The organism is Neobacillus bataviensis (assembly GCF_019969725.1).
Map to the genome: position 1 here is coordinate 434930 of NZ_JAHXYW010000002.1, position 25264 is coordinate 460193.

The following is a 25264-nucleotide window of genomic DNA, read 5'->3' on the forward strand; positions in this document are numbered from 1 at the left end:
AATGGATCAGGAAAAAACAATACCTGTACTGGTGAAAGAAATTCATCGGGAAACCCTGAATGTAAAAAGTTTTATATTGGCTCATGTCGATGGGGAGGAACTGCCGGCATTTAGCGGCGGGTCTCATATTTCTACCTATATTGAAGGAAGCTTTGGATTACTCGAGAGGCATTATTCTTTAACGAGTCATCCTGATAATCGGATGTACTACCAAATTGCCATTCATCTTAGTGACACGTCAGCTGGCGGTTCTTCCTATTGGCATCAAAAGGTAAAAGTCGGGGACAGGCTGCATATTAGTTATCCCAAAAATCATTTTCCTTTGAGCTTCAAGGCAAAGCATCATGTTTTTTATGCAGCAGGAATTGGTATTACTCCCTTTTTATCAATGATGGCTGAATTAGGGGATTCCTTGGAACTGCATTACGCGGCAAAATCAAAGGAGCTTTGTGCATTCTATGACTTTTTGCAGCAAAATTACCCGCGGCAATGTAAGTTTTATTTTTCACAGGGAGTGGGGACAGAGCGACTTAGTGTTGATTCTCTTCTGGAACATAAGATTGGAACCCATGTATATTTTTGCGGACCAGAGGCCTTTATATCTAGTTTTACGGAGTTTGCTCTTCAAAATGGTTACCCACGTTCGAATGTTCACTACGAGCGCTTTACACCGCCGCGGCCTAAAAAGGCTAATTGTTTTCAGGTTCAAGTTTCAAACGGGATGACTGTAAAGGTTTTAAAGGAAAAGTCTCTGTTGGATGCGCTGCTTGAGGCGGGAATCAAGACTCCTTATTCCTGCCGAGTCGGCCGATGCGGGACGTGCGTGCTGAAGGTGATTGAAGGTGAAGTTGACCACTACGATTCCTTTTTAGGTGAAAAACAAAGAAATGCCCAAAATGTGATTTTATCATGTGTTTCTCGAGCAAAATCAGAGGAATTGGTGATTGAAATTTAATAAAAAAATCACATTATTTCCCCGTCGAAATAATGTGATTTTTTAAATCTATCCTAAATATTTTTCAATTGGACTCCAATAATTCGCTCCCCAGCCTGCTGCAAGATGCTCGCCTTCCGCTTCTGGGAAACCGACATGGTCAAAAAACAACTTAGTCTTTGATCCTTGCTCTGTAAGTTCGAATTTAGCGATTGAATATAAACCTTCTGGCCAGTTCTTTACTCGCCAAGCTTGAACGACACGAACACCCGGAACAAGTTCAATGTTTCTTCCTAAAATCATCCCGCCGAAACAAGAGAACGTACCGCCAGCCTCTGCGTTAATATCAGTTGGTGCTCCACCTGTAACTTCACTGAACTGTTTAGAATCAGTCAAAATTTCATAAATTCGTTCAGGACTTGCATTAAATTCCACTTCTTGATGAATGGTATTTATCATTATTAAATTCCTCCAATTTTATTCTTTTAAATTAATGCATAGCCAGTTCGGTCCATGGGTCAACGCCAGGGTCTCTGCCTTCTGCAATTTCCTTTATGCGCGGCATGTAGTGAGACCAGCCTTGCTGATGGGATGGGATTTCTGAGGCCGGCAGGTCGTAATGCGTTAAGACTAAGTTCGTCCCATTCTCCTTCGGAGTTAAACGGAATTCCACTTTACTTGAGCCTGGGGGAACAATCTTTGACTTTTCCCAGCCCCAGGACATGACGATTTTTTCATAAGGGACAATTTCCACATATTCTCCCATGGCAATATCGCTGCCATTGACATCTATCCGATACTTTCCGCCAATCTTTGGCTCAAGAAGGATTTGTCTGCCCATCCAGCGGACCATTTTATCAGCATCGGTAAAGAACGAAAATATGGTCTCCGGACGTGCTTCAATAAAGATTTCTTTTACGATTGTATCACTGTTTGTTTGTGTCATTTTTTTTCCTTTCTTCCTCTTCGGCAGCTTCTTTCAGGCGAAGTAAACTATCATCCCAAAAACGGTCAATGTATTGCTTTAATTCAGCAAAACCATCCCTTCTGATCCCATAGTACCGTTTTGTTCCATCTCTCCGGACGACTACAAGGCCGGATTGTTCTAGAACTTTGAGATGCTGTGAAACTGCGGGAGCTGATATTTCAAAATGTGAGGCTATCGCGCTGGAGGTAAGCTCTCCATCACGAACGAGATAAAGAATATCTCTGCGTCTAGGTTCTGCTAATGCATGAAGGACTTTTTCAATCATGATGTTATTTTAGTCTATACTTAATTAAGTGTCAACTTAATTAGTGATTTTTTCATATTAGTATCATTTGGAAAATACTTAATATATATAAATCAATTTTTTTCCAAAAACCACTTGATAAAACTAATATCATTAGTTAAAATAAAACTAACGATATTAGTTTAAGGGAGATGGGTTATAATGAGAATGATTAAAAAGGGATATTTATATCAAGTGACGTTTATGGCCAGAGTGTTTCCAGTGAACTGCTACTTGGTAGAGGAAGAGGACGGCTTGACTTTGGTTGATGCAGCGCTTGGCTTTTGTGCAAAGGGGATTTTGCAGGCAGCTGAAAGAATTGGAAAACCGATTACGAAAATCGTGTTGACCCATGCTCATGAGGACCATGTAGGGGCGTTAGATTTAATAAAAGAAACCCTCCCAGAAGTACCTGTTTATATTTCAGTACGAGATAACAGATTAATGAGCGGCGACCGTTCTCTCGATCCGCATGAAGACCAAACCCCGATTAAAGGCGGCGTTCCGAAAAAGCTCAAAACAAGAGCCACTATTGTTTTGAATGAGGGCGACCAAGTCGGATCTTTGACGGCAATTGCCTCACCAGGTCATACACCAGGTTCTATGTCCTTTGTAGACAACCGTACTAAAGCGTTAATTGCTGGTGATGCTTTTCAAACCAGGGGAGGAATTGCTGTAGCAGGGGATATAAAGCCATGGTTTCCGTTTCCGGCATTTGGAACATGGAGTAAAAAGACAGCTCTATTGAGTGCGAAGAAATTAGTAGGGGCTGAACCAAGTTTACTTGCCGTAGGCCACGGAGAAATGGTGGAGAACCCTGTTGGGATCATGGAACAAGCAATAATAAATTTTGAGCAGAAATTGAAGTAAAGGAGCATTTTTGATGTCACCCAGACCTAAAATTGGACTCGAATTAACGTATATTCTAGAAGCAGCAGGGGAACTCGCGAATCAATCCGGTATGCAGGAAGTAACTTTGGCGAACCTGGCAAAAAAACTCAATATCCGCCCGCCATCATTGTACAATCACTTTGATGGCCTGGGTGGTTTACGTAAGAATCTAGCTATTTATGGAATCGAAAAACTTTACAAAGAATTAGCCAATGCCGACATTGGGGTGTCAGGCACCGATGCGGTCCTTGCTTTAAGTAAGGCTTATGTCCATTTTGCCAGGCAGCATCCTGGAATATATGAAGCTACTTTAATGGCACCAGATCCGGAAGACATGGAGGTCCAGCAAGCTGGGGCGAAAATTGTTGAGCTGACAGTAAGGGTCTTACAGGCATTTGAGCTGAAAGGAGACCAGGCTTTACATGCCGTAAGAGGACTTCGTAGTATATTACATGGATTTTCGTCTTTAGAGCAAAAGGGCGGTTTTAAAATGGCGTTAGATTTGGATGAGAGCTTGTTTTTGGTAATTAGGGCATTTTTAAAAGGGATGACTGCCTAAGTATGAGGAAAATTCATAAAGGGACTTTTTGGAGATAGGATAGCAGTAGAAGCTCTGATATAATGGGAGAAACATGATATTAAGGAATGATCAAATTGCTGAAACAAGAGAAATTTGGTTTGATACTAGACGTTGAGACAACTGGTTTAGGGCCAACAACTGATGAAGTAATTGAACTTGCATTAAAACTCTTTTCATATCGGATGGATACCGGTGAGATCATCGAAATTATTGAGGAGGACTCCTTTTTAAGAGAGCCTCTTAAGAATACAGCCCTGAGAAATTATGACCGTGCCTATAGAGTCCATGGAATTCCTTACGAGATGGTCAAGGGGAAGAGCTTCCATGATGGAAAAATCAAAACCTACTTCCATCGCGCTGATTCTGTTTTTGCTCACAACGCTTCCTTCGACCGCAGCTTTCTATTCCACATGTATCCGGAAGTCAATGATTTGAAGTGGTATTGCACGATGAGAAATGTCCCTTGGAAAAGCTACGGTTTCCCAAATGGCAAACTTCTGACTCTTTTAGAAGCACATGAAATCACAAACTATCAGACACATAGAGCAATGGACGATATTACATATCTAATGGAGCTGCTTAAGAAATCCAGTCCAAATGGGAATCTCTATTTGCAAGAAGTGCTTGATTCTGGTCCGATGAGAAAATACCAGCCTGCATCTTCGCGTACTAAAATGGGATGAAAGCTTGTAATGTAAACTCCGCATGAGGTGTTTCATGAAGACAAAAATCACTGTAGAAAAGTAAAAATTGTCCTCATAGAGCGTTCATGAGGACAAAAACTAGTGTAAAAAAGCGAGAACTGTCCTCATGGAGCGTTCATGAGGACAAAAAACCGGTATGAAAAGGGAAAACTGTCCTCATAGAGTCTGGTGTCCGTGTAGCATGGACAAAAAAGTTGATTTGTCCACGGGCGGTGCCTGACACCACACTTGACACCAAACTGACCCACACCACTCTATTTCAATACACCAATATACTTCGATTGCGGCCGAAAGATGGTATTGTTTTCTGCTTGTTCCAGGATGTGGGCGGTCCAGCCGACCATGCGGCTTGCGGTAAAGGTTGGGGTGAATAATTCAGGTTCCATTTCTATTGCTTTCATAATGGCAGCCGCATAGAACTCTACGTTTGTGTACAGAGCGCGGCCGGGTTTCAGATCCTCCAGTACTTTTATGGCAATCTCTTCAACTTCCATCGCTAAATCAAGCCACTCATCCTCACCAACTAGTTCCAGTAGTTTTGTCTTTAAAGCAATGGCTCTTGGATCACGAGTTTTATAGACTCTATGGCCAAACCCCATCAGTTTTTCCCCGTTCATAACTTTTTCTCTAATGACCTTTTCAGCATTTCCAGCAAGGGCAATTTCATTAAGCAGATCAATTACTCCTGATGGCGCCCCGCCATGTAGCGGTCCTTTCATTGTACCGATGGCAGATGTAACCCCAGACACGATATCTGATTCAGTAGATACCGTAACCCTGGCTGAAAAGGTAGATGCATTCATCCCATGCTCAAGTGTCAGGATCATATACGTTTCAAGTGCCTCCACATGTGCCTCAAGTGGAACCTCTCCCGTAAGCATATAAAGGTAATTTGAAACATGATCTAAATCATCCCGAGGCTGCGCAAACAGTCGCCCTTCTATTTGGCTTTTCCGATAGGCAATAATGGTGGGTACGAGGGAACCTAGCCGAATCGCCTGTGAAATAGTCGCCATTTCCCCGTATTCGGGATTACCTCCTTCTGCAGAAATAACCGTTCGAATAACACTCATCATATCCATCCTAGGCGGGAGCAAATCAATAATTTTTATCATATAATCCGGCAGCTCACGATTACGTTTCAACTCGTCTTTCAACCCCTGTAATTGGCCCGCATCCGGCAAATAACCGTACCAGAGAAGATAAGCAACCTCTTCAAAAGAATAGCTTTTTGTTAGTTCTCTGATTTCATATCCCCGATAAATTAATCGACCGTTTTCTCCGTCCACATGACCGATCAGTGTTTCTGCAGCGACAATTCCTTTTAACCCCTTTTGAACATTCATTAAATTCGCCCCTTTCCTTATTTAGTATTATTTTATAGAATTATCTTGATTAAGAGTATTAAATATTATTAAACTAATTGATTAATAAAATTAATTAGAGGTGAAGAAATGGAATTTGACTGGCTTAACACCTTTATAACAGCTGCCGAGTGCGGGAACTTTCGAAGAGCATCAGAAATCCTGTATATCTCACAGCCCTCCGTAACGGTTCATATTAAGCAACTGGAAAAAGAGCTAGGGATACTTTTGTTTAATCGGGAGGGCAAAAAGATAAAGCTGACGGAAGCGGGGAGGAGGTATTTGGTTCACGCTAAGCGATTGCTAGAGGTTTATCAAGGCGGACTGCAGGATTTACACTCTTTTACCCAGGGGTATACATCTCAATTAACACTGGCCATTTCACCGCTGATTGCAGATACCATCCTGCCATATGTTTTAAAAAGCTATACGAAGCAGCATCCTGAAGTAGAGATTACAGTGAAAATAATAGAATCTACAGAAATCGAACAAGCAGTGTTAAATGAAGAAGTTGACCTGGGCTTGTCATGTCTTAATAGCACAAAACATGATTTAATTTGTGAATTATTATATAAAGATAGAGTCATATTTGTTGCCCCACACGACGGCAGGGATGCTGAAACAGCCCCACCCCTAGATGAGGAAGAGGTTTTATCATCGAATTATTTATTAACCCATAATCATCCCGGCTATTGGGAAAGTCTATCAAGAGAAATAAAAAGTAAATATCCCCATGTTCGAATGATGAAAGTGTCTCAGGTCCATATTACGAAACGGTTTATCATTGAGGGATTGGGAGTATCTTTCCTGCCGACATCAACGGTAAGAAGGGAGCTATTAGAGGGGAGTCTGCTGGAAGTGGATTGCCATACCATCCATTTGCCTGAAGCAAACACATATGCCATCATGAAGTACGAGCATTCTAAACAAAAAGAATTTCTTAAATTCATCTCAAACTACCGTCTATAATAGAAAAAACGGCCCTGTCCTTCAATGGAGGACAGGGCCGTAATAATTATTGATGTTGGCCTTCAGTGAAAATTTGGAAGTTTACGCCAAACTTATCTGTTACGCTGCCATATGCAGGGCTAAAGAAAGTTTCTTGAAGTGGCATGCCCACTTGACCGCCATCTTCTAATGCATTAAAAAATCTGCGGGATTTCTCTGCGTCGTTTGTAGAAATACAGATGGTTACTTGATTTCCGCTTTGATGAGGTTGGCCAGGGAAGGTATCAGACAACATGAGCTCGCTTTCGCCAATTTTGATTGTTGCGTGACTTACACGATCCTTTGCTTCAGCTGGAAGTGGAAATTCAGGATTTTCCGGCATCTCTCCGAAAGATTGACTAAATAGAACTTGTGCATCTAATGCATTTTGGTAAAACTGGATTGCTTCTTTTGCATTTCCGTCCATTACTAAATAAGGAATCAATTTTACTGTCATATAAATCTCTCCTTGGCCTATATGTATTTTTTTATTACTATGCACGATAACATAGTGATTAGGCAGCCTGATTAACAGCAGGCCCACATCTCATTATTACCGATATTTCAATTATAAAACAAGGAACATTTGTTCGTAAATATATTTTTGGCTAAAAAGGAAAATTTTTTTAAAAGAGAGCATGTGCGTAATAAATTTCGCACATGCTCAAATATTTAACCCATTAAAAAGCGGCTATGTATTTATCATTAATAATTTTTCGATGGTGGATTTCGTGTCCGGCAATGATGAAGGCGACAGCCCGGGCAGTGACCTCTGTGTTATTAGCGAATCCTATATTGGCCCACGCCTCATTCGGCATATTTTCAATCAGGGTGATTGTTGCTTTTCTTGTTGCAATAAAGTCATCAAGGATATTTTTAACAGGCAGTCTGTTGATTTGCGAACCTGCAACATAATCATTTTCGTCAAAGCCAGCTAAAGCTGTTTGATCCCCGCGGCCAATTCGCAGCAAACGATAGCTCATGATTCTTTCCGTATCTGTCATATGACCGAGAACTTCTTTAATACTCCATTTTCCAGGGGCATAGCGAAATTCTGCATCCACTTCCGAGATATTCTCAAAAAGTTCCGTAACCTTCACAAGATTTTCTTTTAAAAGTGTCAATAGGTCCACTTCAGGAACTGAATTTACATAAGGCACATAATACTCAGGAAACTCACTTGCATTTGGACGTTGAAGCATTATCATCTCTCCCCTCGATTTTTCACAATTACATCTCAATCCTACCATAATTTTCATGCAAATTAAATTAATGGAATCAGTGTTAAGATATGCATTAAAATAATAAAAAAGAGAATGGTGCGGATTAAATTGCTTGATATCACGAAAATAGAGCAAATGGCAAGTGATTCATTTAAAGTCTTAAATGGATTACCCCAATATATTACCTTGGAACAAAAGGAAAAAGCTAAAATTACTGATACAGACATAAAATCGTTAATCGAGGCATGTGAGGATTATCATTTAGAACGACTGGGAGTTATTCTAGACAGCGCCGCAAGCAGGTTTGATTACCTATCAAATTTGCTCTTAATTCATGGGTTCGAGCATTTTTCATCTAAGGTTGAAGTCTATAAAGAGTTAGTAAACTTACCAACATACGAAACTACTTTTCAATGGCAGTCCTTAGAGGAGCCTGATCTATCGGAAAAACAATTTATACGATACTGGGAACATTGTATGATTGGCTCTGACAATAAATCATCGTCGTTATCTATGGATCAGCATTTAATGTCTGTAAAGAGCGAATTAGGAGCTAGATGGCGAAAATCCTGCCGTGTATTTTCTCAAGAAAAAACGCCAATTGGAATTTCTATTCCACACATAGAACCTCGAACAGAGGATGAAGGCAGGCTTTTCTACTTTGGAATATTACCGGAAGCTAGAGGGAAAGGCCTAAGTGCATCCTTGCATCTACAATCGTTATGCCACTTAAAGGAAATGGGTGCCACCCACTATATAGGAAGCACCCATTTGGAAAATAAAAAAATGCAAAGAGTATTTGAAAAAAATGGCTGCAGAATTACGGCCTATACGGAATCTTTTTACAAGTATTTCCGATAAACATAGAAGGATACCGGTTCAAAGGTATCCTTTAGTTTTGGTCTGAATTATTCCATTTTTCAAAAAATAAACAGAAATTCAGAAAGGCTATTTTCTCAAAAAACGATAAATAATATACTTCCAATTTGTGCATATTAAAAAGAAAAAAGGAATGGCCTTAGATGAAACATAATAAGATGTTGCTGCTCATTTTGATGATATTACCATGGCTGTCCGTGCCCTTTTTAGGGAAGCGGACAATTAAACGCTTTTTTCCAGGTGCACTATTCATGGGGGCATGGATAACGGTTGAAAGTATTTTAGCTAAAAAAAGAGTCTGGTGGCGGTTCACCGATAAACTGATTCCAGGTGTAATGGGAGAAATTCCTTTTATTGTTGGACCCTTCTTTGTGGGTTCATTATGGATTTTCAAATTGACCTTTGGTAACTTTTTTCGATATTTAATAGTGAATCTAATAACTGATGTCCTATTTACATTTTTAGGGATGCATTTTTTACGCAGACTGGGAATAGTATCGCTCGTTCGAATGAAGCATTACCAAATGAGCCTTTTATTTATGGCAAAATCAGTATTAATGTACATATTCCAAGGCTCAATTGAAAAATTACGAAATAAACCTAGAGCGCTTCTGCAAAGGATATTTTCATAAATAAAAACACCACAAGTTAACGTGGTGTTTTATTTTTTCAGGAGATTCTCATCCATAATCAACCGTGCATACGATAAATAGACAAATAGATAATGTAACAGGGGGGAGAAAGTTGAGTTTCTTCTTGGTGGGAATTGTTTATTGGCTATTGATCGGCGCATCCATTCTGCTGTTTATTTGGGGGATTTTGAAAAAATCCTGGAAAGCCTTTTTGTGGAGCGGAATTGCCCTTTTATTACCAAGCATTGCCATGTTTGCAGGCGATGCAGAGGGATTGTTTAGATGGATAGGAGTCCTTTCTTTAATTTTGTTCGGATTAGCCTACTGGACGAAAAAATAAATTGCTTGCTTTTTTAAAAGAAGCTAATATTTTATTAATTTTTCTTTCATAAATAGGATTGCTACTGTTCATTCAGGCAAAACCTAAGACTAATGCACTTATGATTAGTTTTAGGTTTTTTTTATTAAACTCTTCCTAAAAAGATGATTAAACCTGCGGTTAAGGGGGGATAGTTCCCCCTGCATATACAATTTTTTTGAGGTGAAAGAAATGGAAAATAAAAAATTCCCTGAAGGATTCTTATGGGGCGGTGCTACGGCTGCCAATCAAGTGGAGGGTGGGTTTTATGAAGGGAACAAAGGAATGAATATTGCCGATGTTCTCCCCGGTGGGAAAGAGCGACTAAAAATCTTATTGTCACCTGGTTTTGATTTTAAAATTGATAGAGAAAGGTACAGCTACCCGAACCATGAAGCTATTGATTTTTATCACCGTTATAAAGATGATATAGCGTTGTTCGCAGAGATGGGCTTTAAAGTATATCGTATGTCTATTGCGTGGACAAGGATTTTCCCGAATGGAGATGAATTAACTCCAAACGAAGATGGTCTTGCTTTTTATGATCGTGTCTTTGATGAATTGCATAAACATGGAATTGAACCAGTTGTGACAATTTCCCATTATGAAATGCCGGTAAACCTTGTAACAGAATATGACGGCTGGAGGAATCGTCAGGTTGTGACCTTCTTTGAAAGGTATGTACACGCAATTTTCAATCGTTATAGAGGTAAAGTGAAATATTGGATGACCTTTAATGAAATAAACAGCGGTTTGCACTTCCCTATAATGGGACTTGGTTTTGCTATACACAACGAGGAAGACAAATATCAACCTACTTTCCAAGCTTACCATCATCAGTTCGTCGCAAGCAGTATTGCCGTAAAGATGTGTCATGAAATAATGCCGAATGCTAAAATCGGCTGTATGATTTTGTACGCACCAGTTTATCCTTACGATTGCAATCCTGAAAATGTGATGTATGCTCTTAAAAAGAACCAGCTGCATAATTATTTTTGTGCAGATGTCCAGGTCCGGGGGGAGTATCCTGCTTTTATCAAGCGCTATTTTAAGGAGCATAATATTGAGTTAGAAATTCAAGATGGGGATTTGGAGTTAATTAAGCAAGGAACTGTTGATTATATTGGCTTCAGCTACTATATGTCAGTAACAGAGAAAAAGGAAAAAACTAAAGAAGAAGCAGCACAGGGAAATATTCTATCCGGGGTAAAAAATCGTTTTCTAAAAGCGAGTGACTGGGGATGGGAAATTGACCCGATTGGTTTGCGTATTTCATTAAACGAATTATATGTCAGATATCAAGTACCACTTTTTGTTGTAGAAAATGGACTAGGTGCGTATGACAATGTTGAGGAAGATGGAACAATTAACGACGACTATCGCATTGAGTATATGCGTGACCACATCAAGGCAATGAGAGAAGCAGTTGAAGATGGTGTCAAACTGATGGGGTATACATGTTGGGGATGTATTGACTTAGTAAGTATGTCAACAGGAGAGTTCTCAAAGCGTTATGGTCTCATCTATGTGGATAAACATGATGATGGCAGCGGTACATTAGAACGCAGCAAGAAAAAGTCCTTCTTTTGGTATAAAGACGTTATTGCTTCAAATGGAGAACAATTATAAATTTGAAAAAAACCTGCCTATACGGTATTCCGTAAATGGCAGGCTCTTTTTAATTGTTTAAGAAAGTGCTCTTAACCCTATGACACCAATGATAATCATCATAACACTTATTACACGTCCCAAGCTTTTGGATTCTCCAAAAAGAAGCATGTTCACAGCAACAGCTCCGGCCGTACCAATCCCTATCCATACTGCATAGGCGATACTTACCTGTAAATAGTAGAAAGATGCATATAAGAAACCAAAGGATGCCCCAAAGCCCCCTATATAGAGGATTCCATTACGAACGGTTTTCTGTTGACTATATAATTTTAGCCCGGCCGCACCGATAATCTCGCTTGCTCCCGCAAGAATAACGAATAACCAGCCCATATCAGGCTGCTCCCTTTAAAGCTTCTTTTTCCTGTTGATTATCTGCAAGATTTAAGCCAATCACGCCCAGAATAATAATAACAACAAAAAGAAATTTCGCACCGCTAAAGCTTTGACCAAAAAGGAAGACATCCATTAATACCGTACCAATGGTTCCTACTCCTGAAAAAATAGCATAAACAGTGCCAGTCGGGAGGCTTTCGCATGCTTTGGGAAGAAAGTGAAAGTCGGTTAAAATAATTCCAATAATGATTGCCCACTGCCACCAGGTATCAGCAACATTGAAGCCGTATACCCACATTAATTCAAACAAACAAGTTAAAGCTACATATACCCATGCTTTATTCAATAAAACCCACCTCTTAAGGACTCTCTTCTTCATGTTAATTTATTTTGAGGTTAAACCTATTTTAGAATACCATATCTAGCTAAAAAATAATTTCAAACTGGGATAAAGCGTGATTTACATCACAAAAGACGATTATTTTTACGATTATAATAATGGAAATAAGGAATACATTAAAGAGGATGGTGAAGGAATTGGAATACGCATTTAAAACACTTTATAGTGAGATTGGCGGACAAGAAACAATCGATAAGCTTGTCGATGCATTTTATCCACGAGTGTATGCTGATCCGGAATTAAGACCGTTATTTGAAGGGGATATGGAAGAAATCAAGCGTAAGCAGCGGATGTTCCTGCCGCAATTCTTAGGAGGACCGGCTCTTTACAGCCAGGAATTTGGCCCGCCGGCGATGAGAGAACGGCATTTGCCATTCGAGGTGACACCTAGAAGGGCACAATGCTGGCTCCGCTGTATGAGGGAAGCCTTTGAGGAAATTGGTCTTGATCAAAACCCAGCAGGATTAGCATTTTATGACCGCTTAACACAAGTAGCCGGAATTATGGTGAATAGTCCGGATAAATGAAACATGTTCAGATTAACTGGGCATGTTTTTTTATGGAAGGGGAGTGAATAGAAATTGTAGAATGTAGGTTGGACTTTGTAGAGTGTTCTTTGAAATTTGTAGAATACACCATCAATTTGTAGAAAACCCCATTATATTTGTAGAATCCGCCCTCTCGATATTCCGCAAAAACGGAATTTTCCCGATTTCCGGAATCCGCAACCTAACTTTTTTCCGAAAAAACGGAAATCCGCCATCCACGATATTACCAAAAAGCTTAATTTTCAAATTATTATAAAAATGGCACAGAACTTGCAATTAAATACTAGTGCAAGGGGAATTTTCGTTAAGGAGGATTGAAATTTTTTGTAACCGCTTTCTGTGAAAAAATTGAACAAGGGGGATTTTCATGGATTTAATCGTAATACTCTTAGCCTTAGGCCTATTAATGTTTGTTGCCTACAGAGGTTTTTCTGTAATCTTATTTGCACCTATCTGCGCACTTTTTGCGGTTTTGTTAACCGAGCCAAGCTATGTATTGCCTTTCTTTTCAAGTGTTTTCATGGAAAAGATGGTCGGCTTTATTAAAAACTATTTTCCTGTCTTTTTATTAGGGGCTATTTTTGGAAAGGTAGTTGAAATGTCAGGACTGGCAGAGTCCATCGCCAAAACAATCGTGAAGCTGCTAGGTGCGAAACGAGCCATCTTAACGATTGTGTTATTAGGAGCAATTTTAACCTATAGCGGTGTAAGTTTGTTCGTTGTCGTCTTTGCTGTTTTCCCGTTTGCTGCCCATCTTTTTAGGAAAGCGAATATTCCAAAAAGGTTAATCCCAGGAACAATTGCATTAGGTGCCTTTACCTTTACGATGGATGCCTTGCCGGGTACGCCGCAAATTCAAAACGTTATTCCGATTAATTTCTTTAAAACGGATATTTATGCTGCACCATTGTTAGGGATCATTGGCGGAGTATTCGTCTTGGTACTTGGACTATTATACTTAGAATCCAGAAGGAAAAAGGCCGAAAAAGCTGGAGAGGGCTATTTCGGATTTGGTACTGAAACGGCATCCGCTGCTGAAAACCTCGCTAAAAAGGAAGAACCTGCAGCCAACTTCTCAACGGAACAGTCAACAGCAAGACAAATTTTAGCGTTTGTTCCGCTTATTCTTGTAGGAGTTATGAACAAAGTTTTTGTAACAAATATACCGAAATGGTATCCAAACGGATTTGATTTTTCCCAGATTGGTTTAAAAGCTTTTGGTGTTGTAGATGTCGGGGCGGTAGCAGCGATTTGGGCCGTTGAAATGGCATTAGTGGTTGGAATTATTTCTACTATTCTATTTGACTGGAAGCGAGTCACGCAAAACTTTAAAGAGGGACTGAACACAAGTATCGGCGGTTCCTTGCTTGCTACGATGAATACGGGTGCTGAATATGGCTTCGGCGGCGTCATTGCGGCATTGCCAGGGTTTACAGCCATTAGTGACGGGATTTCGAATACCTTTACAAACCCGCTCGTAAATGGTGCTGTCACTACCTCCACACTAGCTGGGATTACCGGATCTGCTTCAGGAGGAATGGGAATCGCCTTAAGTGCGATGGCTGAAAAATATAATCAAGCAATCGCAGCTGCTAACATTCCACCTGAGGTTATGCACCGGGTTATTTCGATGGCATCAGGCGGTATGGATACCCTTCCGCATAACGGGGCGGTTATTACATTACTTGCTGTAACGGGACTTACCCATCGTCAATCCTATCGTGATATCTTTGCTGTTACGATTATCAAAACACTGGCAGTATTCTTTATCATTGCCGTCTATTCATTAACAGGTATTGTCTAATCAAAAAGCTTTCGAAATAAGCAGCCGCTTGTTTCGTAAGTTTAAATCTATAAAAGGGGGATAACGGAATGAGTAAGGGAAAAGTAATTAATTCATTTGAAAAAGCTATCGATGATATTCATGACGGAGCCACCATCATTGTAGGCGGGTTCGGTCTTTGCGGGATACCGGAAAAGGCAATTTTAGCTTTAAGAGATAAAGGTGTTAAGGACCTGACCATAGTGAGCAATAACTGTGGTGTCGATGATTGGGGCCTCGGCCTATTACTTGCCAATAAGCAAATTAAAAAAATGATTTCTTCCTATGTAGGGGAAAACAAGATTTTCGAACGTCAATTTTTAAGTGGGGAATTAGAGGTGGAGCTTGTGCCCCAAGGTACACTCGCTGAACGTATCCGTGCAGGCGGTGCCGGCATCCCTGGGTTTTATACGGCTACAGGAGTCGGAACACCTATTGCTGATGGAAAGGAACTTAAAGACTTTGACGGCAAAACCTATCTTCTTGAAAAAGCGATTGTTGGTGACTTTGCACTAGTGAAGGCTTGGAAAGGGGATCGGTTAGGGAATTTAGTGTACGACAAAACGGCAAGAAATTTTAACCCGCTCGCTGCAATGGCTGGAAAGGTGACCATTGCAGAGGTAGAAGAAATCGTCGGCGCTGGTGAACTCAATCCAGACCATATTCATACACCGAGCATTTATGTCCAACGTGTACTGGCAGGGGAATTATACGAAAAGAGAATTGAAAGAAGGACGGTTATTCAAGCATAGAGAGGAGAATCTTTAATGGACGTTCGCCATAAAATTATTAAACGGGCAGTGCAGGAAATTGAGGATGGCATGAATGTTAATTTAGGGATTGGGATGCCGACACTGCTGGCCAATGAAATCCCTCCGGAATACAGTGTTTTACTGCAATCAGAAAATGGCTTATTAGGTATAGGTCCTTATCCGGACGAAGAACATGTCGATCCAGATTTAATCAACGCAGGAAAAGAAACAGTAACTGCTGTACAGGGTGCTTCTTACTTTGATAGTGCTGAATCCTTTGCGATGATCCGCGGCGGCCATATTGATTTAGCCATTCTTGGCGGCATGGAGGTATCAGAAAAAGGGGATCTCGCCAACTGGATGATACCAGGGAAAATGATAAAAGGCATGGGCGGAGCCATGGATCTTGTCAATGGAGCGAAGCGGGTAGTTGTGATTATGGAACATGTAAATAAATATGGTGAATCAAAAATAAAGAAGGAATGTACACTTCCTTTGACTGGTCAAAAGGTTGTCCATCGCCTTATTACCGATTTAGCCATATTTGATTTCAATGAAGACGGAATGGTGTTAACGGAATTGCAGGAAGGAACCACCATAAAAGAAGTGCAGGAAAAAACGGAAGCCGGTTTTAGTGTAAGCCCGCAGCTTATGTCAAACCAACAATAAACAGGGAGAGTGCACGAAATGGGGAAGCTATTAGAAGGAAAAACCGCCTTTATAACCGGTTCTGCAAGCGGCATTGGGCTAGAAATTGCAAATGCTTTTGCAGAAGAAGGAGCAAGAGTGGTAATTTCAGATTTGAATAAGGAATTATGTCATAAAGTAGCAGATGAGTTGAACAATCAAGGATATAATGCCCTATCTGCACCCTGTGATGTAACGGATGAAGAGGCCTATAAAAATAGTATCGATAAAGCCTATCAATCTTTTGGAAGTATCGATATTTTAATCAATAATGCGGGGCTTCAATACGTTTCACCTATTGAAGAATTCCCGACAGAAAAGTTTAAGCTGTTGGTGGATGTAATGCTGACAGCACCGTTTATCGGCATCAAGAATGTTTTACCGCTCATGAAGAAACAGGGATATGGAAGAATCATCAATATGGCGTCCATAAACGGTCTGATTGGTTTTGCTGGTAAGGCAGCCTATAACAGTGCGAAACACGGAGTGATCGGCTTAACAAAAGTGGCAGCATTAGAAGGCGCTGAGCATGGGATAACCGTCAATGCCCTTTGTCCTGGCTATGTCGATACACCGCTTGTTCAAAACCAGCTGCAAGACCTGGCGAAAACAAGAAATGTCCCATTTGAGAGAGTCATAGAAGAAGTCATTTACCCGTTGGTCCCGCAAAAAAGGCTATTATCCGTTTCGGAAATTGCCGACTATGCTGTCTTTTTAGCAAGTGAAAAAGCAAGGGGAGTTACCGGTCAAGCCGTGGTACTTGATGGAGGATATACTGTTCAATAGAAGAACCTATACCGGGTTCTTTTCTTATTTTTTGAAAGTTTCTGGCAAGTCCTTTTGCTATAATAGAATTAACACTATCAAAAAGGTGAGAATGTGAATGAAGGTAGGAATTGAGCAAATTCCCCATAACTGGCTTGAGGAAGTTATTAATCTTGCAGCAGAACGAATTGTTATTGTGGATAGTCAGGGGATTATCAAATATATAAATGCCGCCTATTGTGAATTTATTGGAACTACCGTAGAAAATGCGATTGGAAAGCATGTTAATGAAGTAATTGAAAATACCCGTATGCATATCGTCGCGAAAACAGGACAGGCTGAATTGGCGGCTGTACAGCGGATTAATGGAAGTGAAATGATTGCGAACCGTTTCCCGCTTGTCGTCGAAGGGGAATTAGTCGGGGCGCTTGGAACGGTGATGTTTCGCAACCCCGAAGAATGGCGGCAATATCAATCGAAAATCCAATCACTTGTTGAAGAACTGAAATATTATAAAAATCGATTCGAAAAAGAAAGTAAATATAACTTTGCAGATTTAATAGGAAACAGTCCAGCATTTTTAGCTTCAAAAAAACTAGCTGAAAGAATATCCAGTAGTCATTCATCCGTTTTATTACTGGGAGAATCAGGTACAGGCAAGGAATTGTTTGCGCATGCCATACATAATGGCAGCAACCGCTCTGCCTTTCCATTTGTTCCAATAAATTGTGCTTCGATTCCAGAGCACCTTTTAGAATCTGAATTATTCGGATATGAAGAAGGGGCATTTACTGGGGCCAAAAAAGGAGGCAAAAAGGGACAATTTCAAGCAGCCCACCATGGGACGATTTTTCTTGATGAAATCGGTGATATGCCTCTTTCGATGCAAAGTAAGCTCCTTCGCGTATTACAAGAAAAAGAAGTCCAGCGAATAGGCGGACAAAAATCCATTCCGGTTGATGTCCGGGTGATTGCCGCTACCCATAGAGATTTAGACAAAATGGTACAAGAAGGAACATTTCGGCAGGATTTATATTATCGTTTAAATGTAATAAAAATCGAAATTCCACCGCTGAAAAAGCGAACAGAAGATATCCCATTCATTTCTAAAAGCTTGTTAACAAAGCTTGGAAAGAGATTCCACCGGCAAAGCACAGTGCTGTCTTCAGATGTAATCGATAGATTGCAAAAGCATAAGTGGCCTGGTAATATCCGTGAGTTGGAGAATGTCTTGGAGCGGGCCATCAATGTTTTGGATGGAGAAACCATTGAGATACACCATCTGCCGCTTTATCTCCGCGACCTTGAAGTGGATCACTATATCCAGCCACAACAAAAGTCCGATATTTCGGTAAAGCCATTGAAGGAAACATTGGCGTTAGTTGAAAAACAAGCGATTCTCCATGCCCTAGCAGTTACAGACGGTAATAAGCTAGAGGCAGCAAAGCTTTTAGAAATAGGCAAAACAAGCTTTTATGAAAAATGCAAATTGTACGGAATTTAGAAAAGGCTCCTCACTCGAAGTGAAGAGCCTTTTTTCTTTATAATTATTTTTTCAATTTAGCCCATGTTGCATCTAAAGCTTTCATAGCTTCTTCTTTAGACTTTTGGCCGCCCACATATGCTTGAAGGGTTGCACCGAATTCTTGTCCTGCACCATCAGGATATTTCATGAATTGCCAAGAGTAAGTCTTGCCGTCTTTAGAATATTTCTGAATATCTGCGCCTAGAGGCCCAATATCTTCTGCTTTTGCTTCAATTGTTTTAAAGGCAGGGATATATTTGAATTCTTTAACTAATGCCGATTTACCTTCTTCAGAAGAAACCATCCAATTTAAGAAATCTTTTGCTGCTTTCTTGTCAGCATTAGGTGCTTTGTTATAAACAACCCAGTTAGTTGGCACGTCAGCCATTAGCTTATCTGCTTGAGCAGCATCATCTGTAAGAGCAAGAGGAATGAAACCAACTTCCATGCCAGGGTTTAATTTATCAAGCATTGGCTGAATCCAGTTACCTTGTTGGATCATGGCTGTTTCGCCGTTAGCAAATTGGGTAACTTCTGTATTGTAGTCTGTTGTTAATGGATTCTTGTTACCGTATTTCACTGTTAAGTCAATAAGCTTGAAGTAGTCTTCAAAGTATTTGTTGCCTTCAATTTTAGATTTACCTTCGTTTAACCCAGGAATGAAGTTTTCATTATCAGCTTGCTCGTAAGCAAAAGGAACGTTCAGTCCATGGTTCGCTAAAACCCACCACTCTGCATAGCCGACAGAGAAAGGAGTGATGCCTGCAGCTTTAAGCTTCTTAGAAGCAGCTTCCAGTTCTGAATAAGTTTTTGGAAGTTCTGTAATTCCTGCCTTTTCAAATAGCTTTTTGTTATAGGCAAATCCATAACCTTCCATGTTAACAGGCTGGCCGTAAATTTTTCCGTCGATCGTCATTGGTTTTAATGCATCTGGATAGGCATCTTTCACCCATGGCTGATCAGATAAATCTTCGAATTTATCTTTCCATGTCTGTGCTTCTTGATAACCGCCGTTTCCGAAAATATCGGGTGCTTTGTTAGAGGCGAACTTTGCTTTTAGAGCTGCCGCACCATCAGCGCCGCCTCCTACTGATTCAATATTAAACGTTACATTTGGATGCTCTTTTGTATACTTATCTGTTAACGCTTTCAATTGATCGGCGATTTCAACCTTACCGTTAAAGATATCAACAACGACTTTTCCATCCTTGCTGCCGCTGTCTTTTTTCGTTCCGGATGCACTGTCAGAGTTGCCGCATGCCCCTAAAAGAAGTGATGCTGATAAAATTCCCGCTGCAATTGAATATTTTTTGAAAGCCATTTGGTTTCCCTCCGAAAAATAAATTTTATTTTTATAAATCTCTACTGTCTGAGATTCAGACAGCAGAGGTTGTTCCCATCTGAAAATATTGTCTAGCTTCAGCGCCTGGTCAAGGCGCTGAAGCTTTTCCAATTATTTGATAGAACCGCTAGTAATGCCCTTGATAATGTGTTTTTGCATTGAAAAGAAGAAAATTAACAAAGGTATGATACCAAGAACTAGTGCTGCCAGCGCTAAATCCCATTGCTTTGTGTACTGGCCGAAGAAGAAGAAGGTTGCTAATGGAATCGTTCTTAAACCAGGATCCTGAAGAACCAGGGATGGTAATAGATAGTCATTCCATATCCATAGGCTGTTTAGGATGATAATCGTTACCGTAATCGGTTTCAATAATGGGAAAACAATTCTCCAGAACACGCCAAACCTAGAACAGCCGTCGATAATCGCTGCTTCTTCAAGTTCAACTGGAATTCCTTTAATAAATCCGTGGTATAAGAAGATTGTCATCCCAGAGCCAAAACCTAAGTACATGATAACAAGTCCCCAGATGGTATTCAGCATGCCAAGGTTACCAGCTGTTTTGATGAGCGGAATCATAATCGATTGAAACGGAATGATCATCGCTGCAACAAAGGTCATGAAAATCACATTGCTTATTTTCTTTTTTGTCCGCACCAGCATATAGGCTGCCATCGAACAAAAGACTACTAGAACGACATTACTTACAACCGTAATAAATAAAGAGTTTGTAAATACCCTTAGATAGTCCAATTTTTCAAAGGCATTCACATAGTTATCGAACATGAACACTTTAGGTAAAGCCGATGTATTACTTAAAATCTCCGCAAACGGTTTTAAGGAGTTTGAAATCAAATAATAGAATGGAATTAAGAAGACAAGGCCAAGCAAGATGGCGAAAATTTCGCCGATAAACGTCTTTCCTGTATACTTGTTTCCCATTATGATTCAACCTCCCTCTTTTTCGAAATGGTTACTTGAAGGATCGTAATCGCTGCAACAACGATGAAGAAAATTAATGCTTTTGCTTCCCCAATTCCATAGCGGTTATTGACGAAGGCCTCTGTATAAATGTTTAATGCTAACATTTCGGTTGATTTGAACGGACCGCCGTTAGTTAAGGAAAGGTTCGCGTCAAAAATCTTAAACGATGAAGCAGTGGTTAAAAATAAACAGATCGTAACCGCTGGTGCTACAAGCGGCATTGTGATATGGCGTAGAATCTGCCATCTATTTGCTCCGTCAATTTTCGCCGCTTCGATTAATTCCTGGGGAACGTTTTGCAAGGCAGCTATATAGATAATCATGATATAACCCGCACCCTGCCACACACTAACGATAACAATTCCCCAAAATGCCGTATTAGCATCCCCTAACCATGCTAACTCGAAAAAAGGAATCCCCGTCAACTGTCCGAGAGAAGCAAACCCTTTTACAAAAATAAATTGCCAAATGAATCCAAGTAAAAGACCGCCAACCATATTTGGCATAAAGAAAACGGTTCGCAAGATGTTTCTCGTTTTTAACACTTGAGTGACTAGAAGTGCTAACCCAAATCCAATAATATTCGTTAAAATAATCGCCACAACTGTATATTTGGTGGTCAGCAGGAAGGATTGTTGGAATTGTTTGTCCTCTGTAAATAAGTATTTAAAATTATCTAATCCAACCCATTTTATATCTCCTGTAATCCCATTCCAGTCAGTAAAGGCATAATAAATACCTGTGAAGAAAGGGATTAAGACAATAATGGCAAAAGCTAAAAAGGCTGGTCCAACAAATAATGCATATAACCCTGCATCCTTAAGCTTTTTCTTATTTCTTAATGAAACTGATTCCGAAACTTTCGTGTTTGCCTGACTTTTAAAGGCTGAGCCCTTAACGTTTTCTAACTTACTTTCGTTATTCACTGACTGCACCTCCTATAACTTCATTTTAGAGATTCCATAAAATTATGAAACGGCTTACATTGACCATTAGGGTGGAAAATATTGAACACTCAAAAAATAAGATGAAAATTCCACTATAAAAGATTAAATAGAAGTATGCTAAAATGAGAGCAAATATTTTCACTGGAGTCTTAATGAAGCGATCCGCGGTAGGGGGAATAGAAAATGCAATGGAGTATCCGTAAAAAACTTATTGTCACTTTAATGGCTGTCATTATTCTCCCATTCGGAATCGCAAATGCCTTTACATACAATCAAACAACGAAAGCACTCAATGAACGTTTTGTTTCCACTAATCATGACCTTATTGTAAAAGGAGAGCAAGAACTATCTACATATTTAGAAGATGTGGCGCAAATGTCAACAGTTCTTTATCGCTACACTCCTTTTATGAATGTAATGAGAGATGGGATCTCACGAAACTTAACCTATAATCAGGAAGAAGTACGCAGAGCTTTAGCGTATTTATTTAATTCAAGGCCTGAAATTGAACAAATGCATCTTTATATTGATAAGGAAAAAGATTCTTATACGAACTATCACTCTACAATAAGCGGCCGGGGTACTTACGAACAGATCTTTTCTCATCCTTATTATGCCCGGTTAAATCGGTCGGGCAGTTTTTCGGTTATTGAGCCGCCGCATGAAATTTATAGTTATAACAATATATCCGTTATTCCTAATTCCCAAAAAGTGGATGTATTAAGCTTTCATAACATCATCCGGGATGTCCCATCGGACAAGTTTTTAGGCTTTTTGTCGATTGATATTAACCTTTCAAAAATTGGTGATATTGCCGGCAGATTATATACGGAAGGTATAGAAGACCTTTATATCATGAATGAAAATGGAGTGATTATTTACTCCTCAAATAAAGCTGAAATTGGAAAGGAAAATAAAGAAAAGTGGTTTCAGCAAGTGAAAAAGAAACCCAAGACGGGTAAAAGTCTTGAATGGAAGGATAAACAATTCTCCGGGGTAATCGTTTATGAGAATTTCTCTAACTCCTTTAAGAATTGGTATATCGTTAAACGAATTCCTTATGATGTACTTTATCAAAGTGCCAGACAAACGGCACTTACTAATATTTTGATTGCTTTTATCACGCTTTTTATTGTTTTAATGGCTACATTATTCATTTCCTTTAGGCTTACGGCTCCGATTAAAGTTTTAATTGCCAATATGAAAAAAGTAGAGAACGGTGAATTTGAGGCTGACTTTGAATCACTTGGAAACGATGAAATTGGGATGCTTGGCAGGCACTTCAAATTAATGATTTCCAAAATCAATGAATTGATCGAACGGGAATATAAATTGGAAATTGAAAATAAATCCTCCCAGCTAAGAGTCCTTCAATCACAAATCAATCCGCATTTTTTGTATAATGCGTTTCAGTCTATTGGCACGTTAGCACTAAAATTGAAAGCAGTACCGGTGTATTCCCTGCTGACTTCATTGTCCACTATCATGAGGTACAGTATGAATATGAAGGAGGATATTGTGCCGCTGTCTTCCGAAATAAAGCATGTGAATTCCTATCTATTGTTGCAAAAACAACGCTTTGAGGAGCAACTGGAGTTTTCCTTGAATATCCAAAAGGAAGTAGAAGAAATACGTGTTCCAAAAATGATCTTGCAGCCCATTGTGGAAAACTGTTTTAAACATGGTTTTGATCAACAGGTGGAGAAAGCCATCATTTTTATCGAGGTCTTCCTTCAGAAAGACGATCTGGTTTGCATTAGTGTAAAAGATAATGGAATCGGAGTATCGGAAGAGCAGTTACAAAATATTTATGAGGAATTGTTCCAAGGAGTTTCAAAGGAAGAGAAAAATAGAGAATCGATTGGCTTGAAAAATATTTATGATCGCTTGCAGATTTATTATAGTAATCAAGCAACTATGACTGTAAAAAGCGGAAATGAAGGCGGTTTTACCGTTACTATAAAGATTCCAAATGAAATACCAAATGAGGTGGATCAGTCATGAAGGTTTTAATCGTCGATGATGAAAAACATGTCCGGGATGGAATTAAGCTGCTGGGAGAATGGGAGAAGAATGGCATTAAGGAAACTTTTGAGGCGGGGAATGGAGAAGAAGCGATACAGCTCATCAAGAAGATTAAGCCGGAGATTATTTTTTCCGATATGAAAATGCCGAAAATGGACGGTACCCAGCTCTTGGAATGGATTAAAGATAATCAGCCAAACAGCAAAACAATCGTTGTTACTGGATACGATGACTACCACTATATGCGAAAAGCTCTTCATTTCGGCAGTGTTGACTATCTATTAAAGCCAATTGATCCAGAAATCCTAAATCAGACTCTGGAGAAGGCTGTAATGGAATGGAAGAAGGAAGAAGCAGATCGAAAGAAAAAAGAGAGCAGCTCTCAATTAATCAATCAAATGAAGCCCGTTTATCGGGATCGTAAGCTGACTCAGTTTTTGAATGGCGACAATATGAAAGAAGATGATTATCAAGAATTTGGATTTCATCTTTCGCAAAATTATTTAGTTGCTCTTGTTAAAATTAATGGAAAAACAATCGAGACATTTCAGGGGGACAGAGATTTAACCTATTTTACGATTCTGAATGTGATTAATGAAATTTTGCTGGAAAATGATTGTGGAATCGGGTTCCGTTATTTATCTAATAAGGGCGAAATTGTCATTATCTTTTGGAAAAAATTTCAGTATATCGACGAACTTCTAGCCCAAATATATCATTCGCTCAGAAATGCCCTAAACGTCTCTTGCCCAATCGCGATTGGAAAGCCTGTTCAAAAAAGCACTAAAATGCTTGATTCCTATCAACATGCGAAGCAGGTTTTATTAAATAGCAATATTTTAGAGAGAAACGAAAAACGGGTTTACCGCGAGGATGTCTTGCAAATCGATGCTCTCCGTAATCTAATGGCTTATTCTTCTAGTGTCGACCTTGCTGTACAAGCTGGTGAAATCGAGGCATTTCATGAAGTCATTAGGCAAATAGAAAGCGATTATACAGAGAACGGATATTTATCGTTAAGCCAGTTACTGCAGTTTGAAAATGAATATTTAGTCATTAGCCGAAAATGGTTTAAGACATATAACCTTTTATTTAAAGCATCTGAAAATATTGAGAAACGCGTCGGTTCATTTTTTGACGAACACGGTGCTTTTCAGTTGGAAGAGTACAAACAACGAAAAAAGCGAGAGATTTCCAACTTTTTGAAAAAGGTGAAGAGGAGTACGCAGCAGAAAAATAGTAACATTATTTATGATATCGAGAAATATTTGCAGGCCAATTTCGACCAGGACGTGAAGCTCCAAGAGATTTCCGACCATTTTTATATAAGCCGAGAATATATCTCAAGGAAATTCAAACAGGAATTTAATGTTAATATTTCCGATTATATTGTAAGAATTCGGATGGAAAGAGCAAAAGCGTTATTGAAAAATCGCCAGCTGAAAATTTACGAAATTGCGGGTATGATTGGCTATCAGGATGACAAATATTTTCGCAAGGTGTTCAAAAAGGTTGAGGGTGTTACACCAAATGAATATCGGGAAAGTTTCACTTGAGCAGAGTCTGGATTTTAGGCTGTTGCTCTTTTTTATTGTTACTTTTTCTTAAAAAGGGGAAAAATAGGGTATTGCTTTTAAACGGAA

At 39.6% G+C, this 25264-nt stretch carries 28 protein-coding genes; 17 read left to right on the forward strand and 11 right to left on the reverse strand.

Translation table 11 applies throughout. From position 1 onward, the window contains the following. Window position 1 precedes the first annotated feature (1 nt). Window positions 2-955, forward strand: a complete 954-nt coding sequence (locus LC455_RS06955) for a PDR/VanB family oxidoreductase (protein ID WP_223589339.1) — start codon at window positions 2-4, stop codon at window positions 953-955. Window positions 956-1003: 48 nt separating this feature from the next. Here LC455_RS06955 and LC455_RS06960 read toward each other — a convergent pair whose 3' ends face one another. Genes LC455_RS06960 through LC455_RS06970 form a run of 3 tightly spaced genes read right to left on the reverse strand, consistent with a single transcriptional unit; the run spans window position 1004 to window position 2187 of the window. Then, window positions 1004-1393 (reverse strand): SRPBCC family protein, encoded by a 390-nt coding sequence (locus LC455_RS06960; protein ID WP_223589340.1) that lies wholly within the window; start codon window positions 1391-1393, stop codon window positions 1004-1006. Window positions 1394-1424: 31 nt separating this feature from the next. Continuing rightward, the gene (locus LC455_RS06965) at window positions 1425-1880 is read right to left on the reverse strand and encodes an SRPBCC family protein (protein WP_223589342.1); all 456 of its coding nucleotides are present in this window, start codon (window positions 1878-1880) and stop codon (window positions 1425-1427) included. Further along, window positions 1861-2187, reverse strand: a complete 327-nt coding sequence (locus LC455_RS06970; protein WP_223589343.1) for an ArsR/SmtB family transcription factor — start codon at window positions 2185-2187, stop codon at window positions 1861-1863. The genes LC455_RS06965 and LC455_RS06970 overlap by 20 nt, the downstream gene beginning before the upstream one ends. Before the next feature lie 180 nt (window positions 2188-2367). On the opposite strand from LC455_RS06970, the gene LC455_RS06975 reads away from it, so the two are divergent. The 3 genes from LC455_RS06975 to LC455_RS06985 all read left to right on the forward strand — a co-directional run bounded on the left by LC455_RS06975 (window position 2368) and on the right by LC455_RS06985 (window position 4359). After that, window positions 2368-3075, forward strand: a complete 708-nt coding sequence (locus LC455_RS06975; protein ID WP_223589344.1) for an MBL fold metallo-hydrolase — start codon at window positions 2368-2370, stop codon at window positions 3073-3075. Window positions 3076-3088: 13 nt separating this feature from the next. Next, the gene (locus LC455_RS06980) at window positions 3089-3655 is read left to right on the forward strand and encodes a TetR/AcrR family transcriptional regulator (RefSeq protein WP_223589346.1); all 567 of its coding nucleotides are present in this window, start codon (window positions 3089-3091) and stop codon (window positions 3653-3655) included. 95 nt (window positions 3656-3750) lie between these two features. After that, the gene (locus LC455_RS06985) at window positions 3751-4359 is read left to right on the forward strand and encodes an exonuclease domain-containing protein (protein ID WP_440446381.1); all 609 of its coding nucleotides are present in this window, start codon (window positions 3751-3753) and stop codon (window positions 4357-4359) included. 275 nt (window positions 4360-4634) lie between these two features. Here LC455_RS06985 and LC455_RS06990 read toward each other — a convergent pair whose 3' ends face one another. After that, window positions 4635-5726: a citrate synthase/methylcitrate synthase gene (locus LC455_RS06990; RefSeq protein ID WP_223589348.1), complete on the reverse strand. Its 1092-nt coding sequence runs from the start codon at window positions 5724-5726 to the stop codon at window positions 4635-4637. A 108-nt stretch (window positions 5727-5834) separates the two neighbouring features. Between LC455_RS06990 and LC455_RS06995 the strand changes: the two genes are divergently transcribed. After that, the gene (locus tag LC455_RS06995; protein WP_223589350.1) at window positions 5835-6713 is read left to right on the forward strand and encodes a LysR family transcriptional regulator; all 879 of its coding nucleotides are present in this window, start codon (window positions 5835-5837) and stop codon (window positions 6711-6713) included. Window positions 6714-6759: 46 nt separating this feature from the next. On the opposite strand, the gene LC455_RS07000 is transcribed toward LC455_RS06995, so the two are convergent. Both LC455_RS07000 and LC455_RS07005 read right to left on the reverse strand, forming a co-directional pair. Beyond that, window positions 6760-7188, reverse strand: coding sequence for a VOC family protein (locus LC455_RS07000; RefSeq protein ID WP_223589351.1), 429 nt, complete (start codon window positions 7186-7188; stop codon window positions 6760-6762). 223 nt (window positions 7189-7411) lie between these two features. After that, on the reverse strand, window positions 7412-7933 hold the full coding sequence (locus tag LC455_RS07005) for a DinB family protein (RefSeq protein WP_223589352.1): 522 nt from the start codon (window positions 7931-7933) through the stop codon (window positions 7412-7414). Window positions 7934-8047: 114 nt separating this feature from the next. Here LC455_RS07005 and LC455_RS07010 point away from each other — a divergent pair, with 114 nt between their 5' ends. From LC455_RS07010 to LC455_RS07025, 4 genes are all read left to right on the forward strand, one after another. After that, window positions 8048-8815 (forward strand): GNAT family N-acetyltransferase, encoded by a 768-nt coding sequence (locus LC455_RS07010; RefSeq protein WP_223589354.1) that lies wholly within the window; start codon window positions 8048-8050, stop codon window positions 8813-8815. A 161-nt stretch (window positions 8816-8976) separates the two neighbouring features. Continuing rightward, entirely contained in the window at window positions 8977-9465 is a 489-nt protein-coding gene (locus LC455_RS07015; RefSeq protein ID WP_223589355.1) for a hypothetical protein, read from the forward strand. Between the two features lie 112 nt (window positions 9466-9577). After that, entirely contained in the window at window positions 9578-9805 is a 228-nt protein-coding gene (locus tag LC455_RS07020; protein ID WP_223589357.1) for a hypothetical protein, read from the forward strand. 210 nt (window positions 9806-10015) lie between these two features. Next, window positions 10016-11452, forward strand: coding sequence for a glycoside hydrolase family 1 protein (locus LC455_RS07025; protein WP_223589358.1), 1437 nt, complete (start codon window positions 10016-10018; stop codon window positions 11450-11452). Between the two features lie 57 nt (window positions 11453-11509). Here LC455_RS07025 and LC455_RS07030 read toward each other — a convergent pair whose 3' ends face one another. Then, window positions 11510-11824, reverse strand: coding sequence for a DMT family transporter (locus LC455_RS07030; RefSeq protein ID WP_223589359.1), 315 nt, complete (start codon window positions 11822-11824; stop codon window positions 11510-11512). Window position 11825: 1 nt separating this feature from the next. Next, the gene (locus LC455_RS07035) at window positions 11826-12206 is read right to left on the reverse strand and encodes a DMT family transporter (protein WP_223589361.1); all 381 of its coding nucleotides are present in this window, start codon (window positions 12204-12206) and stop codon (window positions 11826-11828) included. A 146-nt stretch (window positions 12207-12352) separates the two neighbouring features. Here LC455_RS07035 and LC455_RS07040 point away from each other — a divergent pair, with 146 nt between their 5' ends. The 6 genes from LC455_RS07040 to LC455_RS07065 all read left to right on the forward strand — a co-directional run bounded on the left by LC455_RS07040 (window position 12353) and on the right by LC455_RS07065 (window position 18305). Further along, complete coding sequence (locus LC455_RS07040; RefSeq protein WP_440446382.1) at window positions 12353-12754, forward strand: globin domain-containing protein; 402 nt, start codon at window positions 12353-12355, stop codon at window positions 12752-12754. Window positions 12755-13142: 388 nt separating this feature from the next. After that, a complete protein-coding gene (locus tag LC455_RS07045) occupies window positions 13143-14579 on the forward strand; it encodes a GntP family permease (protein WP_223589363.1) in 1437 nt (478 codons plus the stop codon). 68 nt (window positions 14580-14647) lie between these two features. Continuing rightward, on the forward strand, window positions 14648-15349 hold the full coding sequence (locus tag LC455_RS07050; RefSeq protein WP_223589365.1) for a CoA transferase subunit A: 702 nt from the start codon (window positions 14648-14650) through the stop codon (window positions 15347-15349). Window positions 15350-15364: 15 nt separating this feature from the next. Continuing rightward, the gene (locus tag LC455_RS07055) at window positions 15365-16018 is read left to right on the forward strand and encodes a 3-oxoacid CoA-transferase subunit B (protein ID WP_223589366.1); all 654 of its coding nucleotides are present in this window, start codon (window positions 15365-15367) and stop codon (window positions 16016-16018) included. An 18-nt stretch (window positions 16019-16036) separates the two neighbouring features. Then, complete coding sequence (locus LC455_RS07060; protein ID WP_223589367.1) at window positions 16037-16822, forward strand: 3-hydroxybutyrate dehydrogenase; 786 nt, start codon at window positions 16037-16039, stop codon at window positions 16820-16822. A 97-nt stretch (window positions 16823-16919) separates the two neighbouring features. Next, window positions 16920-18305 (forward strand): sigma-54 interaction domain-containing protein, encoded by a 1386-nt coding sequence (locus LC455_RS07065; RefSeq protein ID WP_223589369.1) that lies wholly within the window; start codon window positions 16920-16922, stop codon window positions 18303-18305. Between the two features lie 43 nt (window positions 18306-18348). Here the strand turns inward: LC455_RS07065 and LC455_RS07070 are convergent, their stop codons facing one another. From LC455_RS07070 to LC455_RS07080, 3 genes are all read right to left on the reverse strand, one after another. Next, a complete protein-coding gene (locus tag LC455_RS07070; protein WP_223589370.1) occupies window positions 18349-19647 on the reverse strand; it encodes an ABC transporter substrate-binding protein in 1299 nt (432 codons plus the stop codon). Between the two features lie 132 nt (window positions 19648-19779). After that, window positions 19780-20607 carry a carbohydrate ABC transporter permease gene (locus LC455_RS07075; RefSeq protein WP_223589372.1) on the reverse strand — a complete coding sequence of 276 codons (828 nt, stop codon included), beginning with the start codon at window positions 20605-20607 and terminating at the stop codon, window positions 19780-19782. Then, on the reverse strand, window positions 20607-21575 hold the full coding sequence (locus LC455_RS07080) for a carbohydrate ABC transporter permease (protein ID WP_223589373.1): 969 nt from the start codon (window positions 21573-21575) through the stop codon (window positions 20607-20609). The genes LC455_RS07075 and LC455_RS07080 overlap by 1 nt, the downstream gene beginning before the upstream one ends. Before the next feature lie 204 nt (window positions 21576-21779). Between LC455_RS07080 and LC455_RS07085 the strand changes: the two genes are divergently transcribed. Then, window positions 21780-23600 (forward strand): sensor histidine kinase, encoded by a 1821-nt coding sequence (locus LC455_RS07085; RefSeq protein WP_223589374.1) that lies wholly within the window; start codon window positions 21780-21782, stop codon window positions 23598-23600. Then, window positions 23597-25177 carry a response regulator transcription factor gene (locus LC455_RS07090; RefSeq protein WP_223589376.1) on the forward strand — a complete coding sequence of 527 codons (1581 nt, stop codon included), beginning with the start codon at window positions 23597-23599 and terminating at the stop codon, window positions 25175-25177. The genes LC455_RS07085 and LC455_RS07090 overlap by 4 nt, the downstream gene beginning before the upstream one ends. The last annotated feature ends 87 nt before the right edge of the window (window positions 25178-25264 follow it).

What these genes read in the sequence shown, in the direction of transcription:
- LC455_RS06955 (WP_223589339.1), top strand. Translation starts at nt 2, where the DNA reads ATGGATCAGGAAAAAACAATACCTGTACTGGTGAAAGAAATTCATCGG.
- LC455_RS06960 (WP_223589340.1), bottom strand. Translation starts at nt 1,393, where the DNA reads ATGATAAATACCATTCATCAAGAAGTGGAATTTAATGCAAGTCCTGAA.
- LC455_RS06965 (WP_223589342.1), bottom strand. Translation starts at nt 1,880, where the DNA reads ATGACACAAACAAACAGTGATACAATCGTAAAAGAAATCTTTATTGAA.
- LC455_RS06970 (WP_223589343.1), bottom strand. Translation starts at nt 2,187, where the DNA reads ATGATTGAAAAAGTCCTTCATGCATTAGCAGAACCTAGACGCAGAGAT.
- LC455_RS06975 (WP_223589344.1), top strand. Translation starts at nt 2,368, where the DNA reads ATGAGAATGATTAAAAAGGGATATTTATATCAAGTGACGTTTATGGCC.
- LC455_RS06980 (WP_223589346.1), top strand. Translation starts at nt 3,089, where the DNA reads ATGTCACCCAGACCTAAAATTGGACTCGAATTAACGTATATTCTAGAA.
- LC455_RS06990 (WP_223589348.1), bottom strand. Translation starts at nt 5,726, where the DNA reads ATGAATGTTCAAAAGGGGTTAAAAGGAATTGTCGCTGCAGAAACACTG.
- LC455_RS06995 (WP_223589350.1), top strand. Translation starts at nt 5,835, where the DNA reads ATGGAATTTGACTGGCTTAACACCTTTATAACAGCTGCCGAGTGCGGG.
- LC455_RS07000 (WP_223589351.1), bottom strand. Translation starts at nt 7,188, where the DNA reads ATGACAGTAAAATTGATTCCTTATTTAGTAATGGACGGAAATGCAAAA.
- LC455_RS07005 (WP_223589352.1), bottom strand. Translation starts at nt 7,933, where the DNA reads ATGCTTCAACGTCCAAATGCAAGTGAGTTTCCTGAGTATTATGTGCCT.
- LC455_RS07010 (WP_223589354.1), top strand. Translation starts at nt 8,048, where the DNA reads ATGGTGCGGATTAAATTGCTTGATATCACGAAAATAGAGCAAATGGCA.
- LC455_RS07015 (WP_223589355.1), top strand. Translation starts at nt 8,977, where the DNA reads ATGAAACATAATAAGATGTTGCTGCTCATTTTGATGATATTACCATGG.
- LC455_RS07025 (WP_223589358.1), top strand. Translation starts at nt 10,016, where the DNA reads ATGGAAAATAAAAAATTCCCTGAAGGATTCTTATGGGGCGGTGCTACG.
- LC455_RS07030 (WP_223589359.1), bottom strand. Translation starts at nt 11,824, where the DNA reads ATGGGCTGGTTATTCGTTATTCTTGCGGGAGCAAGCGAGATTATCGGT.
- LC455_RS07035 (WP_223589361.1), bottom strand. Translation starts at nt 12,206, where the DNA reads ATGAAGAAGAGAGTCCTTAAGAGGTGGGTTTTATTGAATAAAGCATGG.
- LC455_RS07040 (WP_440446382.1), top strand. Translation starts at nt 12,353, where the DNA reads ATGGTGAAGGAATTGGAATACGCATTTAAAACACTTTATAGTGAGATT.
- LC455_RS07045 (WP_223589363.1), top strand. Translation starts at nt 13,143, where the DNA reads ATGGATTTAATCGTAATACTCTTAGCCTTAGGCCTATTAATGTTTGTT.
- LC455_RS07050 (WP_223589365.1), top strand. Translation starts at nt 14,648, where the DNA reads ATGAGTAAGGGAAAAGTAATTAATTCATTTGAAAAAGCTATCGATGAT.
- LC455_RS07055 (WP_223589366.1), top strand. Translation starts at nt 15,365, where the DNA reads ATGGACGTTCGCCATAAAATTATTAAACGGGCAGTGCAGGAAATTGAG.
- LC455_RS07060 (WP_223589367.1), top strand. Translation starts at nt 16,037, where the DNA reads ATGGGGAAGCTATTAGAAGGAAAAACCGCCTTTATAACCGGTTCTGCA.
- LC455_RS07065 (WP_223589369.1), top strand. Translation starts at nt 16,920, where the DNA reads ATGAAGGTAGGAATTGAGCAAATTCCCCATAACTGGCTTGAGGAAGTT.
- LC455_RS07070 (WP_223589370.1), bottom strand. Translation starts at nt 19,647, where the DNA reads ATGGCTTTCAAAAAATATTCAATTGCAGCGGGAATTTTATCAGCATCA.
- LC455_RS07075 (WP_223589372.1), bottom strand. Translation starts at nt 20,607, where the DNA reads ATGGGAAACAAGTATACAGGAAAGACGTTTATCGGCGAAATTTTCGCC.
- LC455_RS07085 (WP_223589374.1), top strand. Translation starts at nt 21,780, where the DNA reads ATGCAATGGAGTATCCGTAAAAAACTTATTGTCACTTTAATGGCTGTC.
- LC455_RS07090 (WP_223589376.1), top strand. Translation starts at nt 23,597, where the DNA reads ATGAAGGTTTTAATCGTCGATGATGAAAAACATGTCCGGGATGGAATT.